Source organism: Lysobacter sp. M15, assembly GCF_022662515.1.
GTDB lineage: Bacteria > Pseudomonadota > Gammaproteobacteria > Xanthomonadales > Xanthomonadaceae > JAKPBU01.
Map to the genome: position 1 here is coordinate 299,846 of NZ_JAKPBV010000005.1, position 16,817 is coordinate 316,662.

17 protein-coding genes and 1 other RNA gene are annotated in these 16,817 nt (G+C 67.0%); 6 read left to right on the forward strand and 12 right to left on the reverse strand.

Annotation, left to right across the window (positions count from 1 at the left end):
* Window positions 1-34: 34 nt before the first annotated feature.
* Window positions 35-388, forward strand: a transfer-messenger RNA (tmRNA) gene (gene ssrA, locus MC380_RS04910).
* A gap of 79 nt (window positions 389-467) precedes the next feature.
* On the opposite strand, the gene MC380_RS04915 is transcribed toward ssrA, so the two are convergent.
* The 5 genes from MC380_RS04915 to alr form a co-directional block, all read right to left on the reverse strand.
* On the reverse strand, window positions 468-1,307 hold the full coding sequence (locus tag MC380_RS04915) for an aldose epimerase (protein WP_242103747.1): 840 nt from the start codon (window positions 1,305-1,307) through the stop codon (window positions 468-470).
* Window positions 1,308-1,587: 280 nt separating this feature from the next.
* Window positions 1,588-2,265, reverse strand: a complete 678-nt coding sequence (locus MC380_RS04920) for an OmpA family protein (protein ID WP_242163339.1) — start codon at window positions 2,263-2,265, stop codon at window positions 1,588-1,590.
* A gap of 117 nt (window positions 2,266-2,382) precedes the next feature.
* Window positions 2,383-3,858, reverse strand: a complete 1,476-nt coding sequence (locus tag MC380_RS04925; protein WP_242163341.1) for a wax ester/triacylglycerol synthase family O-acyltransferase — start codon at window positions 3,856-3,858, stop codon at window positions 2,383-2,385.
* 144 nt (window positions 3,859-4,002) lie between these two features.
* Complete coding sequence (locus tag MC380_RS04930) at window positions 4,003-5,418, reverse strand: deoxyribodipyrimidine photo-lyase (RefSeq protein ID WP_242163342.1); 1,416 nt, start codon at window positions 5,416-5,418, stop codon at window positions 4,003-4,005.
* A gap of 47 nt (window positions 5,419-5,465) precedes the next feature.
* Window positions 5,466-6,542 carry an alanine racemase gene (gene alr, locus MC380_RS04935; protein WP_242163344.1) on the reverse strand — a complete coding sequence of 359 codons (1,077 nt, stop codon included), beginning with the start codon at window positions 6,540-6,542 and terminating at the stop codon, window positions 5,466-5,468.
* A gap of 129 nt (window positions 6,543-6,671) precedes the next feature.
* Here alr and MC380_RS04940 point away from each other — a divergent pair, with 129 nt between their 5' ends.
* Complete coding sequence (locus tag MC380_RS04940) at window positions 6,672-7,517, forward strand: hypothetical protein (protein ID WP_242163346.1); 846 nt, start codon at window positions 6,672-6,674, stop codon at window positions 7,515-7,517.
* A gap of 24 nt (window positions 7,518-7,541) precedes the next feature.
* On the opposite strand, the gene MC380_RS04945 is transcribed toward MC380_RS04940, so the two are convergent.
* The 6 genes from MC380_RS04945 to MC380_RS04970 all read right to left on the reverse strand — a co-directional run bounded on the left by MC380_RS04945 (window position 7,542) and on the right by MC380_RS04970 (window position 11,199).
* Window positions 7,542-7,757, reverse strand: a complete 216-nt coding sequence (locus MC380_RS04945; RefSeq protein ID WP_242103741.1) for a KTSC domain-containing protein — start codon at window positions 7,755-7,757, stop codon at window positions 7,542-7,544.
* A gap of 7 nt (window positions 7,758-7,764) precedes the next feature.
* Window positions 7,765-8,460, reverse strand: coding sequence for a lipoprotein-releasing ABC transporter ATP-binding protein LolD (gene lolD, locus MC380_RS04950; protein ID WP_242163347.1), 696 nt, complete (start codon window positions 8,458-8,460; stop codon window positions 7,765-7,767).
* Window positions 8,453-9,703 (reverse strand): lipoprotein-releasing ABC transporter permease subunit, encoded by a 1,251-nt coding sequence (locus tag MC380_RS04955; RefSeq protein WP_242103739.1) that lies wholly within the window; start codon window positions 9,701-9,703, stop codon window positions 8,453-8,455. Before MC380_RS04955 ends, lolD begins: the two co-directional genes overlap by 8 nt.
* Window positions 9,704-9,749: 46 nt before the next feature.
* Window positions 9,750-10,118, reverse strand: a complete 369-nt coding sequence (locus tag MC380_RS04960) for a hypothetical protein (RefSeq protein WP_242163349.1) — start codon at window positions 10,116-10,118, stop codon at window positions 9,750-9,752.
* 34 nt (window positions 10,119-10,152) lie between these two features.
* On the reverse strand, window positions 10,153-10,404 hold the full coding sequence (locus tag MC380_RS04965) for a succinate dehydrogenase assembly factor 2 (protein WP_242103737.1): 252 nt from the start codon (window positions 10,402-10,404) through the stop codon (window positions 10,153-10,155).
* Between the two features lie 78 nt (window positions 10,405-10,482).
* The gene (locus MC380_RS04970; RefSeq protein ID WP_242103736.1) at window positions 10,483-11,199 is read right to left on the reverse strand and encodes a hypothetical protein; all 717 of its coding nucleotides are present in this window, start codon (window positions 11,197-11,199) and stop codon (window positions 10,483-10,485) included.
* A 70-nt stretch (window positions 11,200-11,269) separates the two neighbouring features.
* Here MC380_RS04970 and MC380_RS04975 point away from each other — a divergent pair, with 70 nt between their 5' ends.
* The 3 genes from MC380_RS04975 (at window position 11,270) to MC380_RS04985 (ending at window position 14,251) form a co-directional block, all read left to right on the forward strand.
* Window positions 11,270-12,535 (forward strand): patatin-like phospholipase family protein, encoded by a 1,266-nt coding sequence (locus tag MC380_RS04975; protein ID WP_242103735.1) that lies wholly within the window; start codon window positions 11,270-11,272, stop codon window positions 12,533-12,535.
* Window positions 12,536-12,609: 74 nt separating this feature from the next.
* Window positions 12,610-13,137: a phasin family protein gene (locus tag MC380_RS04980; RefSeq protein WP_242103734.1), complete on the forward strand. Its 528-nt coding sequence runs from the start codon at window positions 12,610-12,612 to the stop codon at window positions 13,135-13,137.
* 172 nt (window positions 13,138-13,309) lie between these two features.
* Window positions 13,310-14,251: a restriction endonuclease gene (locus MC380_RS04985; RefSeq protein WP_242163353.1), complete on the forward strand. Its 942-nt coding sequence runs from the start codon at window positions 13,310-13,312 to the stop codon at window positions 14,249-14,251.
* 82 nt (window positions 14,252-14,333) lie between these two features.
* Here MC380_RS04985 and MC380_RS04990 read toward each other — a convergent pair whose 3' ends face one another.
* Window positions 14,334-16,325: an SDR family oxidoreductase gene (locus MC380_RS04990; RefSeq protein ID WP_242163355.1), complete on the reverse strand. Its 1,992-nt coding sequence runs from the start codon at window positions 16,323-16,325 to the stop codon at window positions 14,334-14,336.
* Window positions 16,326-16,468: 143 nt separating this feature from the next.
* On the opposite strand from MC380_RS04990, the gene MC380_RS04995 reads away from it, so the two are divergent.
* On the forward strand, window positions 16,469-16,735 hold the full coding sequence (locus MC380_RS04995; protein ID WP_242103731.1) for an acyl-CoA-binding protein: 267 nt from the start codon (window positions 16,469-16,471) through the stop codon (window positions 16,733-16,735).
* The last annotated feature ends 82 nt before the right edge of the window (window positions 16,736-16,817 follow it).

Here is a 16,817-nt window from a genome sequence, read left to right on the forward strand (position 1 = left end):
TATACTCGTCGGGTCAGCGCTTTTGTTGTTCCCCGGGGGTGCACCTGGCTTCGACGGGGGTTGCGAAATCGCCTGGCGCATGCCGAGGGGGCAGCTTTCCTCGTAAATCCAGCGGCAAACTTCTAGTTGCCAACGACGACAACTACGCTCTGGCCGCTTAAGGCCTAGCCCCGAAACTGCTTGTGTCCGTGTTCGCAGCGTAGGGTCATTATCACGGAATCGCCGGAGGCGGCTGCCTGTCAGCCTCCGGTCAACTCAAAACAGGCTGGTTCCCGGATGCGCTTCGCGCGCCGTGCTGTCCGGGGGCGAGACCTAACGGAGCGCTAAGCATGTAGTGCCGGGGATGGAGTGCCTTCGGACGGGGGTTCGATTCCCCCCACCTCCACCATCCAATGACGTCCATGGGCGTCCAGTCAAAGGCCGAAGATTCCGCTAAAACGGGTCTTCGGCCTTTCTGTTTCCGGGAATCACAACCACTCCATCAGGAACCAGGCCGCGATCGTGGCGCCAGGCGGCAACCACGCCGGTTCGATGTTGAATCCATCCGGTGGACCGCTCTGTGGCTCGAAGCAGGTGGCATGCGCCACTTCGTCATACACCACCCAGTGACTGCAGCTGGACGTGAGTCGCAGGCTCTGCCCGCTGCGGTGGATCAGCACCGGACGGCGGTTGATGAAGCAGTCGTCCCATGGACCAGGGTCGGGCTGTGCCAGGGGACGCGTGGCGATGCCTTCTGCGTCGCGCGGATACATGTGCGTCGGCGAGAACTCGACCCGGTCGGGCTTGCGGAACCACGGATGCCAGCCGATCACGACGGGCATCGCAAGCGCGCCGGCGCTGACCGACAGCGACATCCTCAGCTGGCGATCGCCTGCCTCGATGCGCTGAAAGCAGGTGCCGCCGAACGGCCAGCGCTCGTCCACGGGCAATGCCAGCGAGAGCTCGGCATGGCTGGGCGAATGCGCTTCGACCCGCCATGGCAGTCCGAACGCGACCCCATGGATCGCATGACCATCGAGGTTGAGAGGAAGCTGGTAGTTGCGGTCGCGGAAAGCGAATCTTCCATGACGGATGCGACCCGCCCAGGGCGCCATGGGATAGCACCCCCAGGCGATCATCGCGCTCTGGCCTGCGCTACCGTCCACCAGCCAGTCGGTCCCTTCCCAAGTGATCTGCGCAAGGCGTCCACCCGCCTGCGCTGCGATGTCGACGGCAAGCGGCCCTTGGCCAATCGTCGTCAACGGCCCCGGTGGGAACGGGATCATTGCGCCGGAAGGAGGCGCTTCGGACTGGTGATCAAGCTCCATGAAGTCAGGATTCCGCATGTTTTGTGCAGCGATCGGTGAACTTGCTCGATGGCAGATCGGCCCGTTCGAGCTTCCGCTTACCGCAACCCGGATCGGGCTTCGGCGCGGCAGCAGACTCTAGCAGCGAACGCTGCAATGGGTCCGCTGCAATACACATCGCCGCCATGGCGCCGCTGAAACATGCCGCCGACGGCCTCGTTCCGCGCCCATTCGGAGGCGGTACCCAAACGAAGAACGGGCCGCAAGCGGCCCGTTCTGTTTTTGCATGTAACGAGTCGGGTCAGCCCTGCATCGGCACCAGGGTGATCTCGACCCGGCGGTTCTGCGCGCGGCCGGATTCGGTGTCGTTGCTGGCCACTGGACGGGTTTCACCGGCACCGCTCACGACCATGCGGCTGCTGGCGACGCCGCGGCTGCCCAGATAGCCGGCGACCGCATTGGCGCGATTCTGCGACAGGGTCATGTTGTAGGCGTCGGTGCCCTTGCTGTCGGTATGGCCAGTGACCTCGATCCGGGTCTGGTTGTACTCGTTCAACGTATTGGCGAGGTTATCCAGCACCGGGCGGAACTCGGGCTTCAGATCGGCCCGGTCGAAGTCGAACGTGATGCCACTGGGCATGTTGAGGGTGATGTTGTCGCCCTGGCGTCCGACCTCGACGCCGGTACCCGCCATCTGCCGGCGCAACGCGGCTTCCTGGCGATCCTGGTATGCGCCCACGCCGGCACCGATCGCGGCGCCCGCTGCGGCACCGACGGTGGCACGCTGGCGGCGTTCGGTGGCATCGCCGCCGCTCGCGGCACCGAGCACCGCGCCGGCAACCGCGCCGATCGCGGCGCCACGTCCGGTGCGGTTCGGATCATTCGGATCGCTGGTCTGGCCGGTGTAGGTCGCGCAGCTGGTGAGCAGCAGCGCGCCGGCGATGGCGGCGGTCAGGCCGGTGTATGCGAACTTGTTCATGGGGAGCTCCTCGTCGTTCGGGGGCGGCCCGGTTACGGGCCGGTTGCAAGCGGCGACAAGCTAAACACGGGTCCATGAGCGAAGAGTGACGGGGCGCCGCCTATCGCAAGGCCGCGTTCAGGCACCGTCCATGACCGCTTCCGCGTCGACCGAATCGAACGGGCGTTCCCAGTCCGACATCAGCGCCAGATACAGCAGCTTGTCGAATTCCGGTCCGAAACGACGGATGACCGCATCCGGATCGGGAATGAGCTTTGCGTCGGCGATCAGGCCGAAGTGGACGCGGTTGTCGTAGCTCAGGATCGAGATCCCCAGGCCGATCGAACCGGTCTGCGGCACCCAGAACATCAGCTCCCGGATCGGAATCCCGGCGAGATATAGCGGCTGCTGCGGCCCGGGCACATTGGTCGCCACGGCCGTGGCCTTGCGGCTGAAAAGCTCCAGGGCGACTTCCTGCAACGCTTGAGGTGCCATCCCCAAGGCGGCGAGGAGTCCAAATGCAACAATGGCTTGGCGCGAATTCTTCAATTGATTCATGCACTCGGCGACGCGCTCCAGCCGGCGCACGGGATTGGGCTCGCCTACCGGCAGGTCCAGGAACACCAGGCCGAAGTGATTGCCCAGCTTGCGTGCGTGCTCCAGCGGACGCAGGTTGACCGGTACGGTCGCGCGCAGGGTCATGCCGGCGACGTCGTCGCCACGTTCGAGCATGTAATCGCGCAGCGCACCTGCGGCGGCGGCCATCAGCACGTCGTTGACCGTGCAGCCGCAGGCACGGCCGACCGCCTTCACCTCGTCCAGGTCCAGCGGCGGCGCCCAGGCGACCCGCTTGCTGACGCCCAGCCGGCCACGCAGCATCGATGGCGGATCGTCCGGCAGGGCCAGCGCCACAAGCAGTTCCCGCGCGATCTCGCCGCCCTCTTTCGCCAGCATCGCCGCAAGGCTAGGGTCCTGCACCATCTCCATGCCCTTGCCGAGCATCTTGCCGCCGAGCCTGGTATAGCGCTCGATCGCGCCGACCCGCCGCGCGACCCCGGCACCGTCATCCTTGAGCCAGGTTTTGGCCAGCGGCCTGGCCTTGTGCGCATCGGCGGAGGTATCGGTCAGCGACAGCAGCACCTGGATCAGGGCGATGCCGTCGGCATAACAATGATGGATGCGCACCACCAGCGCCGATCCGCCCTGGTAGTGCTCGACCAGATGGAACTGCCAGAGCGGCCGACTCTTGTCGAGCGGACTGGAGGCGAGCTGGCTGACGAATTTCTCTAGCGCCCGCTTCTCCGATCCGGCCGTGTTGCCGCGCGCCGGCAGTGCCGAAAGCCGCACATGCCAGTCCAGGTCGAAATGCTCGTCGTCCTGCCAGGACGCGCCTGCGGGCGCATCGACCGGTTTGCAGCGGAAGCGCGGATAGGCGTCGACGAAGCGGCGCTGGATGACCTTCCGCAGGCGCGCAACCGGCATGCGCTCGGCGAGCATCAGCACGCCGGTGATCATCATCGGATTGGTCGGCCGCTCCATGCGCAGCCAGGCGGTGTCGACCCGCGACATCGGTTCGCGCCTGCTCCTGCGCGGTGCGGTTACTGCCGTGGCCATGCCGGTCTCCTCGAGGCTGGCGCGAGTGAATCACGCGGGCGCGAAGAGCGTCAACGCGAGCGCACCCATTGAGCCGGGCAGACCACAGGGTTCTCGTCGCCCACCTTCGGGATCATGGACGTGCCCGTGCAACTGCCACCGCGCCTATCGCGAAGCCTGATACGCCGCCAAAGCCTCAGCGCGACCCTGCTCCAGATCGACGATCGGCCTGGCCGGATAGCGCGGCGCGAGCGTTGCGGCGAGCGCAGCATGGGTCCACGGCGCGAACCGCGCTTGCGGCGGAAGTCTCGCCAGTTCGGGCACCCAGCGCGCGATGTAGTCGCCGTGCGGATCGAATTTGCGGGCCTGGGCAACCGGATTGAAGACCCGGAAGTATGGAGAGGCATCCGCGCCCGTGCCCGCGATCCACTGCCAGCCGAGGGTGTTGTTGGCCAGGTCCGCGTCCAGCAGCGTGTCCCAGAACCAGCGCGCACCCTCCAGCCAGTGCTGGCGCATGTGCTTGCACAGCCAGCTGCCCACGAGCATGCGCACGCGGTTGTGCATCCATCCGGTCTGCCACAGCTCGCGCATGCCGGCGTCGACAATCGGAACGCCGGTCAGGCCGCGCTTCCATGCCGTGAATTGGCGCGGCTCGCGCCGCGCCCATCCGAACCGATCGAAACGCGGATTGAGATTGGCGTCGGCGGTGTGCGGAAAGTGATGCAGGAGATGATGCGCGAACTCGCGCCATCCGAGCTGGCGGACGTAAGCGTCGATTCCTGCACCGGTTCCGACCCGCCGCTCGCCCTCGATCGCCGAGACGATCCGCCACGGAGAGATCTCACCGAAGTGCAGATGCGGCGACAGCCGTGAGGTCCCGGTCCGATCCGGGCGCTCGCGCTCACTGCGGTAATCGCGCAGCGCACCGTCGATGAACACCTCCAGAGCCTCGCGCGCGCCCTCCTCGCCGGGCGACCAGGACTCCCAGAAACCGCTGTCCCAGCCGCCGGCTGGCGCCAGCTTCAGGACTTCGAGTCCGATCCCGTCGGGGCCATCCTCGGTGTCTGGAATCTGGGTGGGCACATCGGTGCATGGAGCGAGCTGCCACTGCGCTATCGCCGTGCGCCAGAACGGCGTGAAGACCTTGTAGGGCCCGCCGGCCTTGGTTTGCAGTTCCCAGGGTTCGAACAACAGACTGCCGTTGAAGCTCTGCGCATGCAGGCCCTGGCGGCGCAATGCTGCCTTGATCGCCGTGTCGCGCTGCTCGACGGCCGGCTCGTAGCGCCGGTTCCAGTACACCGCTTCCGCATCGCAGGCCAGAGCGAGCGTCTGCAGGGTCTGCAGACTGGGGCCGGCGAACAGGCGCAGCCGGCTGCCCCTGTCACGCAAACGCGCATCGAGTGCAGCCAACGAACAATGTCGCCACGCATTCGACGCAGCGCCCGGGGCCCATGCGCCTTCCTCGTCGGGCGCATGGATGTAGACGCAGACCGGCGTCTGTCCTGCCTCCAGCGCAGCCTGCAGCGCAGGGTTGTCGGCAAGGCGCAGGTCGTTGCGGAACCAGACCAGGGCGTTGGGCATGGCGCAGTATCCGGCGCCGGCGTGGATGCGGCGTCAGCAGCCGCGGGTCAGGCTTCGACGAAACGCACCCTTCGCGTGATCGAACACACCGGCTCGTAGCCGATCGTGCCGGCATCGTCGGCGATCACTTCCACGGGCAGGCCTTCGCCCCACAGCACCACCGGATCGCCCGCCTTCGCGTGGGGCTGTTTGCGCAGGTCGATGGTCATCAGGTCCATCGACACGCGGCCGATGACCGGTGCCATCTGGCCATTGACCAGCACCGGCGTGCCGGCCGGTACCCGGCGCGGATAGCCGTCGCCATAGCCGATGGCGGCGACGCCGACCGGCATGTCTTCCGGCGTTTCCCAGGTGGCCGCATAGCCGATCCGTTCGCCGCGGGGAATGCGGTTCACCGCAAGCAGGCGCGTCGACAGGGTCATCGCAGGTTGGAGGCCGAAATCCGCACCCGACTTGCCGGCAACCACCGAAATTCCGTACAACGCGCCGCCCGGGCGCACCCAGTCGCCGTGCGCCTGCGGCCAACCGAGCACCGCGGCGGAGTTGGCCAGCGAGCGTGGTCCCGGCAAACCGGCGGTGGCCTGCTCGAACACGCGCAACTGCTCGCGGGTCTGGGCCTTCTCGAATTCGTCCGAACTGGCGAAATGGGTCATCAGCACGATCTCGCCTCCGCCGAGTGCGGCCAGGCGGGCATGCGCCTGACCCACGTCGCCGGGCGCGAAACCCAGGCGGTGCATCCCGCTGTCGACTTTCAGCCAGCAGCGGATCGACGACGCGATCGCGGGGCCGGACTGTTCCAGCATGGCGATCTGCTCGTAGTGGTGGACCACGGTTTGCACGTTGAGGCGGTGCAGCTGCACCAGGTCCTCGGGGGCGTCGAACCCCGACAGCAACACGATCGGCTGGCTGAGCCCCTGCGCACGGATGCGCTCGGCGTCCGACAGCGCCGCGACCCCGAAGGCATCGGCGCTCGCCAGCGCGCGCGTCACGCATTCCAGGCCATGGCCATAGCCGTCGGCCTTGACCACGGCCATGACCCGGCTGGCCGGTGCACGGCGGCGGATTTCCGCCAGGTTGTGGCGTAGTGCACCGGTATGGATAGTGGCGGATGTCGGTCGGGCCATGCATGGATTCTAGCCGGTGCCTTGCGCCCGCCGACGGCGGCTGGCCCGTGCGATGGCCGTTGCACGTTGGTTCGGATCATGCCCGCCACGAGCAGCCGCAACGTCCGCAGGCGCGCGACCGGAGGGGACATGACAAGCGATGTGCGGATCGAACCGGCGGCGACCCGGATCTTCGTGTTCGAAGAGGTGTACCAGGCACGGGCCGCGCAGGAACAGGCCGAGAAGAGCAAGCTCGACGCCTTCGGCACGCTTGCGCGCCTGAACCCGCTCAATCGCCCGAAGCACGACACCGTGCTGCTGTCGAAATGGGAGCTGCGGCATGAGCCGTTCTGGCATGTGGTCGCCCGCCGGGAAGTGGACTTCAACCACGAGGCCAACTATTCGCTCCCGATCACCAATCCGCACGCCCAACGGATCGAGGTGGCCGGACGCAGCTTCGAAGTGCTGTCTGCCGGCAACAAACCCCGCGTCGACCTGCCGTGCTCGGAAGTCTGTCACCGCAAGGTGGAAGCGATCGTCTACCAGGATGCCCTGAAGCGACCGGTCAAGTCGGCGGCATTGCAGAACTACGTCGAGAAGTACAAGGCCACCGAGCAGGAGCAACTCCAGCTGAGCGGAGCAATCGAACCCACCCTGTCGTCGGCTGCCGCATTGCAGATGGCCCTCTCGCGTCTTGCCGGCGAAGCCATCGACGCCAGCGCGATCCACGAGGACCGCTACGAGGTCGACAAGCTGCACCTCTACTACCGCCCCGTGTATGCCTTCGAGTACGTCTGGAATCCCGCCGGCAAGGTGGGCGTAATCGAGATCGACGGGCTGACCGGCAATGTCGTCGCCAGTGGCGAGTGGTTCCGCGACAAGATCGACCGGGTCATGACCCGCGACATGCTGTTCGAAATGGGTGCCGAGGTCGCCTCTGCAGCCATTCCCGCGGGAGGTGTCGCGGTGAAGGTATTGCAGAGGCTGACCCAGTAGCGGCCAGACCGGCGGCAGGTCCCTTCAGCCGACGCGCTCGAACTCGAAACCCGCGTCGCGGATGTGGGCGGCGAAGAAGGCACCGTGAGAAACAGCGGTCATCAGCCCGACATGCAGCTCTGGCGGCACGTCGAAATAGCGATACACATCGCCGCTGCCGAATTCGAGCTCCAGGATGTTGCGATCCGGATCGTAGCCCACGCCGCGCAGCACTTCGGACGCGACCGGCTCCCGCTGCACGGGGACCTCAGACCTCTGAGGGGGCAAGCTCGCGCAACCTGCCCTCGTGCAGTTCGACCACCCGATCCAGTCGCCGCGCCAGGCGTCTGTCGTGCGTCACCAGCACCAGGCTGGTCTTTTCGGCGCGGTTGAGCCCGAGCATGAGTTCGAAGACGTTGGCGGCGGTCTTCTCGTCGAGATTGCCCGTGGGTTCGTCGCCGAGCACGCAAGCCGGCTTGTTGACCAGCGCACGCGCCACCGCGGCGCGCTGGCGCTCGCCTCCGGACAGCTCGCCGGGCTTGTGCTCGAGCCGATGGCCGAGGCCGACCGATTCGAGCAGAGCCTTGGCGCGCGCGCGCGCATCGGCCACTGCGGTCCCGTTGAGCAGCACCGGCAACATCACGTTTTCCAGCGCCGTGAATTCGGGCAGCAGATGGTGGAACTGGTACACGAAGCCCAGCGCGCGATTACGCAGCTGGCCGCGCGCCGCGTCGGACAGCGCGCTCATCTTCTGCCCGGCCACGAACACCTCGCCCGCCGTCGGCGTATCCAGCCCGCCCAGCAGGTGCAGCAGGGTGCTCTTGCCGGCCCCGGAAGCGCCCAGGATCGCGACCGTCTCGCCGGCCTGCACCGCGATGTCCAGGCCATCGAACACCGGCGTATGCAGCGTGCCTTCGCGATAGGTCTTGCCGAGGCCCTCGGCATGGATGACGGGTTCACTCATAGCGCAGCGCCTCGGCCGGGGCGGTACGGGCAGCGCGCCAGGCCGGATAAATGGTGGCCAGGAAGGCCATCAGCAGGGCGATGAGCGCGATGATGGTCACGTCGTCGGCCTTGAGTTCGGTGGGCAGCCCGGTCACGTAGTACACGTCCCCCGGCAACAGCTGCACGCCGAACACGCGCTCGATCGCCTTGAGGATGTGTTCCAGGTTGAGGGTCAGCAGGATGCCGCCGACCACGCCCATCACCGTGCCGATCACGCCGATCAGGCTGCCCTGGACCATGAAGACCTGCATGACTCCGCGCGGCGTGAGCCCGAGCGTGCGCAGGATCGCGATGTCGGCCTGCTTGTCGGTGACCAGCATGACCTGCGAGGACACCAGGTTGAACGCGCCCATCGCGATGATCAGCGACAGCAGGATCGCCATCATCGTCTTCTCCAGCTTGAGCGCACGGAACATGTTCGCGTTCTCATGGCTCCAGTCGCTGACCCGATAGGCCGCGCCGCGACGGGCGAGACGGCCGGCCAGGTCGTAGGCGACGTCCCAGGCCAGGTTCATGTCGTGCAAGCGCAGACGCACGCCGGTGGCCGCGTCGCCCATGCGTAGCAGGCGCTGGGCATCGCGGAAATTGATGATGGCCAGGTTGCGGTCGTATTCCTGGTAGCCGGCCTCGAAGATGCCGCTCACCGTGAAACGCTTCAGCGGGGGGATGGCGCCGACTGGGGTCGCGCGTGCGTCGGCAAGGGTCAACACCACCTTGTCGCCCACGCCCACGCCTGCCCACAGCGCCAGTTCCTTGCCCAGCACGATATTGAAACTGCCCGGCGCCAGGTCGGAGAGCTTGCCCTGCACCATGCGGTCGGCGATCACCGAGACCTTGCGCTCCTCGTCCGGGATCACCGCCCGCACCAGTGCGCCCTCGGTGCGTGGGCCGGCGAGCATGGCCGGGATCTCGATATAGGGCGCTGCGCCGGCCACGCGCTTGTCCTCGCGCGCTTCGTCCACCGCCAGCTGCCAGTCGTCCATCGCCCCGTCCGAACTGACGGTGGCATGCGCCGCCATCTGCAACATGCGGTCGCGGATCTCGCGCTGGAACCCGCTCATCACCGCCAGCGTCGTGATCAGCGCGGCGACGCCGATGGCGATGCCGAGGATCGAGGCCAGCGAAATGAAGGAAATGAAGCCGTTGCGGCGCTTGGCGCGCAGATAGCGCAGGCCGATGGCGACAGGAATGGGTTTGAACATCAGGCCTCGGGCGCCAGTGCGGGAGAGGCCCACACGGATCAATCCATTATGGTGCCATCGAAGGTCCCGTTCGCGAAGCCGCGGTAGGCCCGGCGGCCAGTCGCAGTTCACGTCGCGCCTTCCGGTCCAGCGCGTCCGGCCAGAACGCCAGGCAGCGTCTACGCCTCGCGCCGTCGCGCCAGTGCAGGAAGGCGATCGGGCCGCGCCACTGCAGCGAAGCCTCCCCGGTCGCGACGCCATCGATCGTCGCTGTACCCAACCGGCCGTTCCAGACCACGGGCACCCTTCCGAGCCGCAGATGCCGATCGGACAGCAGTGCCGCGTACACCATGGCGGCGGCCGCGATCAGCCATGCCGCGGTTCGTGGCATCTCCGAGGCCAGCACCGAGCATGCGCCCAGCACGCCCAGGCTCATCTGGGCGACGACGAACGCCCTTGAGGGCCGCCATTCAAGCCGGCAGGTTTCGGATCCGTGTGACAAGCGTTGCGAGTTCGGCATCCTCGGGGACCTCATAGCCCATGAACCAGCGCCAGAGTCTGTCGTCTTCGCAGTCCAGGAGCCTTAGGAAAACCCCGCGCTGCGCCTCGGAATCCGCCGCCCAGACCTGGTCCAGGTAGCGAGACATCAGCTGGTCGAGCTCGCCCATCCCACGGCGGCACCGCCAGCGCAGGCGTCCGAGTTCGACGTTGTCGTTCGCCATATGGCACCTGCCTCAAGAGAGGAAAATGATACGTACCCGTGCGGCCAGGCGCGGAAATCCCGCCGTTCAAGCCAATGGTTATGCGCCGCGCGCTGCATCGAAGGGGTCGGGATCGCCCGCAAACAGCCGGCGCGACACCCGTCGTTCATCAGCGACGATGCCATCGATGAACCCGACCGGATCGTCCAGGGCGGCAAAGGCTTCGAAACCCCGCTCCAGGAAGCCCTGCAATTCCGACAGTCCGGCCGCGCGCGCCGGGCCCCGGGCCAGACGCAGCAAGGTCGCCACGCCGTGGGTCCGCAGCGCCGACCCCAGACCGCGACCGACCTGGCCGATCAACGCGATCTGTCGATCGCGGCGCGCCTTTCCGCCTACCTCCCGATAGGCCTGCGCATACAGCGCGGCATCCAGCACCCGGCGCCGGGGCGCGAGGCGTTCAAGCACTGCGGCCATGTCCAGGTCCAGCGCATGGGTCAGCGCGCCGAGCTCGATGCCGGCCGCGATGGTCTCCAGCAGCGGGGCCGGCAACAGGCGCTGCATCATCGGCATGACCCGGGCGATGTCGGCATCGCGCTGGGTGAAGTCGCGGTCCCCATAGATGTCGGTCAGGAAGAATTCGGCGGCCGGCCGCTGGCCGGGGTCTTCGAGAAAACCGGCGAAACTGGCGCGCAGGCGCTCCGCCTGCCAACGCCGCAGCACGGGCAGCCAGTCCAAACCGTTGCGCGGCTCTCGCACGGGATCGTTGAGTTGCCGATGCCGCTCGATGAGTTCCACGATGCGTGTGGCGAGGGGCATTTCGGGCATCGGAACATGATACGGGTCCGGCATTCGCTACACTCGCCCGACTTCCGCTTTTACCTTTTCCATGCTCTCAGTCCACGCCGCCCGCAACCGGGCGAACGATCGGGGCGCCCCGCGCATCGGCCTGGCCGTCGCGGGGGGCGGACCGATCGGCGGCATGTATGAACTGGGCGCCCTGCGCGCGCTCGAAGAGGCGATGGAAGGCCTCGACCTGTCGCGTCTGGACTGCTACGTGGGCGTCAGCAGCGGCGCATTTCTTGCCGCGGGCCTCGCCAACCGGATGTCCACTGCCGAGATGTGCCGGATCTTCATCACCGGCGACAGCGACGACGTGCAATTCCGCCCGGAGACCTTCCTGCGGCCGGCGGTGTACGAATACCTGCGTCGCGCCGCCAGCCTGCCGAGGCTGACGTTCGAATGGTGGCGCGGGCTACTGTTGGAACCGAAGGAGTCGCGTTGGTCGGAACTGTTGACGCGCTTCGGCGGCCTGGTGCCGACCGGACTGTTCGACAACACCGAAGTGGAGCGCTTCCTGCGCGACGTCTTCACCCGTCGCGGACGCAGCAACGACTTCCGCCAGCTGCAGGGACGTCTCGCCGTGGTTGCGGTGGATCTGGACAACGGCGAGACGGTCACTTTTGGCGGCGAAGGCTGGGACGACGTGCCGATTTCCAGGGCCGTGCAGGCCAGCGCCGCACTGCCCGGCCTGTATCCGCCGGTGGAAGTACGCGGACGCCAGTTCGTCGACGGCGCATTGCGCCGCACCATGCATGCCTCGGTGCTGCTGGATCGCGGCATCGACCTGCTGATCGGCGTCAACCCGCTGGTGCCGTTCGACTCCGGTCACGCGCCGGCGGACGCGCGCGCGCCCGGCACGCGCAGGCGTGGCCTGGCGCAAGGCGGGCTGCCTGCGGTGCTGTCGCAGACGTTTCGCACGCTGCTGCAGTCGCGCATGCAGGTCGGGCTGTCCCGGTATGCGCAGCAGTATCCGGACGTGGACCAGCTGGTGTTCGAACCCAACGCGGCCGATGGCGAGCTGTTCTTCTCCAACGCCTTCAGTTTCAGTGCCCGCCGCCGCATCTGCCAGCTCGCCTACCGCAACACCCTCGACGATCTCGGGCGCCGACGCGAAACACTGCGCCCGCTGCTGGCCGCCCATGGCATCGGCCTGCGCGATGCCATCCTCGACGACCCCGAACGCACGATCCTTTCCGGCCTCGAGCGGACACCGCCGCGCAGCACAGAAACCACCGCGCGGCTGCGGCGCGCGCTGGACGACACCGAGCATCTGCTCAAGCCCGCGCACAGGCGCCGCCGCTCGCGGCGCTGAGCGCATGGTGTGAATGCTCTAGCGATGCGGAAGATGCTGCACGGCACGCAACCGATCCCCGGGAGGGATTCCAGATGGCCAAGTTCAAGAAAGCGGGCAAGAAGACCGGTCCTTCCAGCGCACAGGCGCAGGCCGACCAGCTGTCGAAGAAGCTCAGCGAATCCGCGCAGCAGGTCTGGCTGGCCGGCGTCGGCGCGTTCGGCCGCGCCCAGGCCGAAGGCACCAAGCTGTTCGAGGCGCTGGTGAAGGAAGGCATGAATTTCGAACAGGGCGCACGCAGGTTCGCCGGTGGTCGCGCCGATGTGGTGCGCGATGCCGTCGAGGCCCGCGTCGGCCAGGCGCGCGAGCGGGCCAGCGACACCTGGGACCGCCTGGAGAAGGTCTTCGAGGACCGCGTGCAGCGCGCGCTCGTGAAACTGGGCGTGCCAGGCCGCGAGGACCTTGCCGATCTGGCGCAGCGGGTCGACACGCTTACCGCAGAATTGCGCCGTCAGCGCACGTCCGCCGCACCGCGCAGCGCGCCAGCGCGCAAGGCGCCGGCTAAGAAGGCCGCGGGCAAGAAGACCGTCGCGCGCAAGCGCAAGGGCGCGCCCACCGCCTGAGGCCGCGCAACTTTCTCGCCCGCCAGTCCGCACGAAGACCGTATGCTCCCTCCCCTTGCGGCCTTGGACTGGCGGGCGACCTGATTCGCACCCACGTCCGGGCGCAAGGTTCGCGACGTTGCCTTGAACCGGTTCCGTTATCCTTGGCGACCCCGCATCGAACAGGTCGCGCATGAGCGGCATCCTTCTTCCTATCGTCGTATTCCTGCTGATCGGCGGGCTGGCCAGCGCGTGGCTGCTCGGCGTTCGCCTGCGCCGCGAGCAGCAGGCCACCGGGATCATGGCGCTGGCAGGGATGCACTGGCGCGAATTCCAGCGCCTAGTACTCGAGGTGATGGCCCGGCGCGGTTACCGCCAGACCGGCAGCACCGACATGTCCGACGATCACGGACTGATCGAGCTGGAACACGGCGGCCGCATGTCGCTACTGTCCACCAAGCACGGCACCGCTTACGTCCTGGGACCGGCAACCATCGCGGAATTTGCCAGTGACCTGCAGCTGCGCGGCGCCACCGGTGGCTGGATGACCACCCTGGGCAGCGTCGCGGCCGATACCCGGTCGCTCGCCCGCGTGCAGAAGATCGAGCTGCTGGATGGCGAGACGCTGTGGAAAGAAATTGAACCGCAGCTGGATCCGGCGCAGCGGGCCGAGATCATGGGCGCTGTCCGTGCGCGGGCAAACCGGCATGTGCTGCTTGCCTGGGTTCTGGCCGGAGTCTCAGGCATCGCCATATTCCTGCTCTCAGGACGCGATATGCCGGCGCCGCCCCCCTCGCAACAAGCTGCCACGCCGGCGGCAACCCCTGCTGCTCCCCCACGCCAGCCCGCATCGACCGCGGCGCCGCCGATGACCGCGCCTGTTCCCGAAGATCCCGCCGCACTGGCCAGCCGCCGACGCAAGGTCGCAGATGCCGTGGCGACCCTGCCCTGGGTGGATCGCGCCGTGTGGTCGACGCGATCGACCCTGGTCGTGCATCTCGCCGGCGCACCCGACAGGGCCGGGCTGTGCGCCCTGCTCGAGCCGTATGCCGAGCTGCGCGCGTCGCGCCTGCAGCTGCAGCCGCCGCGCGACAGCGATACGCCGGTGCGCTTCATCCAGTGCCACGCCTACTGACGCGGCCGGCTCACGCAGCCGATGCAGGCCCAACCAGCCGACCGCAATCGCGCGCCCGCACCGGAGCAGGCCCGGGAGCCGGTTACCAGTGCACGCCCCGCATCAGCGCGGCGAAGGCGATCTGCTCGTTGCTCGGCTGCTCCTCGCCCTTGAGCGCTTTCTTGTCGCCCTTGGCCGCGGCCGAATCCGGGAACAGTTCGAACGCGGTGTTCATGATCACCTCGTAGGCCTTCGGCGCCAGCGCATTGATCAGGGCAGAGAAGATGCCCAGGCGGGTGGCGATGCGGCTGGGCTTCTCGATGATCGCCTTGACCAGCAGATCCGCGGCCTCATCCGGAGTCAGCGTCGGCACGCTGTCGTACATCTTGGTCGGCGCGATCATCGGCGTCTTCACCAGCGGCATATTGACGGTGGTGAAGCTGATGCCCTTGCCCGAGAGCTCGCCCTGGGCGCAACGGCTGAACGCGTCCAGTGCGGCCTTCGAGGCCACGTAAGCGGAGAACCGCGGCGAGTTCGCCAACACACCGATCGAACTGATGTTGATGACATGACCCTTGCGTCGCTGGGTCATCGACGGCATGAAGCCCATGATCAGGCGCAGGCTGCCGAAGTAGTTCAGCTGCATGGTGCGCTCGAAGTCGTGGAAGCGGTCGTAGCTGAGCTCGATCGACCGCCGGATCGAACGGCCGGCGTTGTTGATCAGGATGTCGACGTGCCCGTGCTCCTTGAGCACCTTCTGCACCAGGCGGTCGCAGTCGGCCATGTCCGATAGGTCCGCGGTATAGGCGAAGACCTTGCCGCCGGCCTTCTTCATTTCGTCGCGGGCCTTGTACAGCTCGTCCTGCCCGCGCGCCACGATGATCGTGGTCGCCCCGGCTTCGGCCACGCGCTGCGCGGTCGACAGGCCGATACCCGACGAGCCGCCGGTGATCACCACCACCTTGTTGCGCACCTTGCCGCGCAGGGTGCGGTCGACGAACAGGTCCGGATCGAGGTGCCGCTCCCAGTAGTCCCACAGCCGCCAGGCGTAATCGTCGAGCCGCGGCACGCCGATGCCGCTGCCGCGCAGTGCGCGCTCGGTCTCGCGATTGTCGAACCGGGTCGGATAGGTGATGAATTTGAGCACCGATTTCGGAATGCGGAAATCGCGCAGCAGCATGCCGATGAAGCGCCGCACCGGCGGCAGGTTGCCCACCGCCATGCGGATACCACCGGGCACGAAGGCGAACATGCGCGCATCGATGCGCATGGTCATCTCCGGTGCATGGCCGGCGCGGGCGAAGGTATTGAGCACCTCGCCCACGCGCATGGGCTCGGGGTCGGTCAGGTGGAAGGTATGCCCGTCCAGCTTGGGCTTGTGCGCGATGTGGTCCATTGCGTCGGCGACGAAATCCACCGGGACGATGTTGATCCGTCCGCCTTCGATGCCGAGCACCGGCATCCACGGCGGCAGCAGCTCGCGCAGCTTCTTGAGCAGGGTGAAGAAGTAGTACGGCCCGTCGATCTTGTCCATTTCGCCGGTCTGCGAATGACCCACCACCATCCCGGGGCGGTAGATGCGCCATTTGATCCGCTTCTCCGCGCGCACCAGGCCCTCGCTGTCGTGCTTGGTGCGCAGATAGGGATCGTCCAGGCCCTCGGCTTCTTCGAACATGTCCTCGCGGAATACGCCCGGGTACAGCCCGGCGGCCGCGATCGAGCTGGTGTGGTGGAAGCAGCCGGCATCGATCGCCACCGCCAGCTCGAGCGCATGCGCGGTGCCATCGATATTCGCCGCCCGCTGGCTCTCGGCGCTTGCCTGCAGGTCGTAGATCGCCGCGAGGTGGAAGAAATGCCGGACCTTGCCGTGCAACGCCTTTATCTGCGCTGCGCTCAGGCCGCACCTGGGCGCGGTCATGTCGCCCACCACCGGGACGATGCGGCGCATGTCCCAACCCATCTTCTTCCCGACCGTCTCGAGTTTCTTCTGCGAATCCTTGCGCACCAGCACGCGGATCGTGCCCTTGCGCCGGAGCAGGTTGCTGACGAGGTAGCGGCCGATGAAACCCGTGGCGCCGGTTACGAAATAGCTCATGCCTGCAGTCCGGTCGGGGGAGGCCGCACTCCGCGACATCCGTGCCGCTTACGGTGCCAGAGCGCAAGCGCTGCGACAATCCGCAGGTGTATTGACCCTTCACCGGGCCCGTGCTGTCATGCCGGTCCCCCAGGAGGTGCGCCATGGCCACGACCGGCGATCTGAAGCGGCAGTTCGAACAGGCGGCAAAAGATGTCCAGAACCTGCCGGAGCGCCCCGAGAACGAGACCCTGCTACGCCTGTACGCGCTCTACAAGCAGGGCGCGGAAGGCGATGTCAGCGGCCCCAAGCCCGGCTTCTTCGATTTCGTCGGTACCGCCAAGTACGAGGCGTGGGCCAAGCTCAAGGGGACCGACCAGGACGAGGCTATGCAGAAGTACGTGGACCTGGTGAAGAAGCTGACCAATTGAAGTTTTTCCCACCAGGGGAGGAACCTGGGTCCGCAGGTGCCTTGCCCGTGACGCCAACCCGCTCCCGCCCCGCACGCGCCTT

Excerpts from the sequence above, each read along its gene's own strand:
- MC380_RS04915 (WP_242103747.1), bottom strand. The coding sequence starts at position 1,307 with ATGGAGCTTGATCACCAGTCCGAAGCGCCTCCTTCCGGCGCAATGATC.
- MC380_RS04920 (WP_242163339.1), bottom strand. The coding sequence starts at position 2,265 with ATGAACAAGTTCGCATACACCGGCCTGACCGCCGCCATCGCCGGCGCG.
- MC380_RS04925 (WP_242163341.1), bottom strand. The coding sequence starts at position 3,858 with ATGGCCACGGCAGTAACCGCACCGCGCAGGAGCAGGCGCGAACCGATG.
- MC380_RS04930 (WP_242163342.1), bottom strand. The coding sequence starts at position 5,418 with ATGCCCAACGCCCTGGTCTGGTTCCGCAACGACCTGCGCCTTGCCGAC.
- alr (WP_242163344.1), bottom strand. The coding sequence starts at position 6,542 with ATGGCCCGACCGACATCCGCCACTATCCATACCGGTGCACTACGCCAC.
- MC380_RS04940 (WP_242163346.1), top strand. The coding sequence starts at position 6,672 with ATGACAAGCGATGTGCGGATCGAACCGGCGGCGACCCGGATCTTCGTG.
- lolD (WP_242163347.1), bottom strand. The coding sequence starts at position 8,460 with ATGAGTGAACCCGTCATCCATGCCGAGGGCCTCGGCAAGACCTATCGC.
- MC380_RS04955 (WP_242103739.1), bottom strand. The coding sequence starts at position 9,703 with ATGTTCAAACCCATTCCTGTCGCCATCGGCCTGCGCTATCTGCGCGCC.
- MC380_RS04960 (WP_242163349.1), bottom strand. The coding sequence starts at position 10,118 with ATGAGCCTGGGCGTGCTGGGCGCATGCTCGGTGCTGGCCTCGGAGATG.
- MC380_RS04965 (WP_242103737.1), bottom strand. The coding sequence starts at position 10,404 with ATGGCGAACGACAACGTCGAACTCGGACGCCTGCGCTGGCGGTGCCGC.
- MC380_RS04970 (WP_242103736.1), bottom strand. The coding sequence starts at position 11,199 with ATGCCCCTCGCCACACGCATCGTGGAACTCATCGAGCGGCATCGGCAA.
- MC380_RS04975 (WP_242103735.1), top strand. The coding sequence starts at position 11,270 with ATGCTCTCAGTCCACGCCGCCCGCAACCGGGCGAACGATCGGGGCGCC.
- MC380_RS04980 (WP_242103734.1), top strand. The coding sequence starts at position 12,610 with ATGGCCAAGTTCAAGAAAGCGGGCAAGAAGACCGGTCCTTCCAGCGCA.
- MC380_RS04985 (WP_242163353.1), top strand. The coding sequence starts at position 13,310 with ATGAGCGGCATCCTTCTTCCTATCGTCGTATTCCTGCTGATCGGCGGG.
- MC380_RS04990 (WP_242163355.1), bottom strand. The coding sequence starts at position 16,325 with ATGAGCTATTTCGTAACCGGCGCCACGGGTTTCATCGGCCGCTACCTC.
- MC380_RS04995 (WP_242103731.1), top strand. The coding sequence starts at position 16,469 with ATGGCCACGACCGGCGATCTGAAGCGGCAGTTCGAACAGGCGGCAAAA.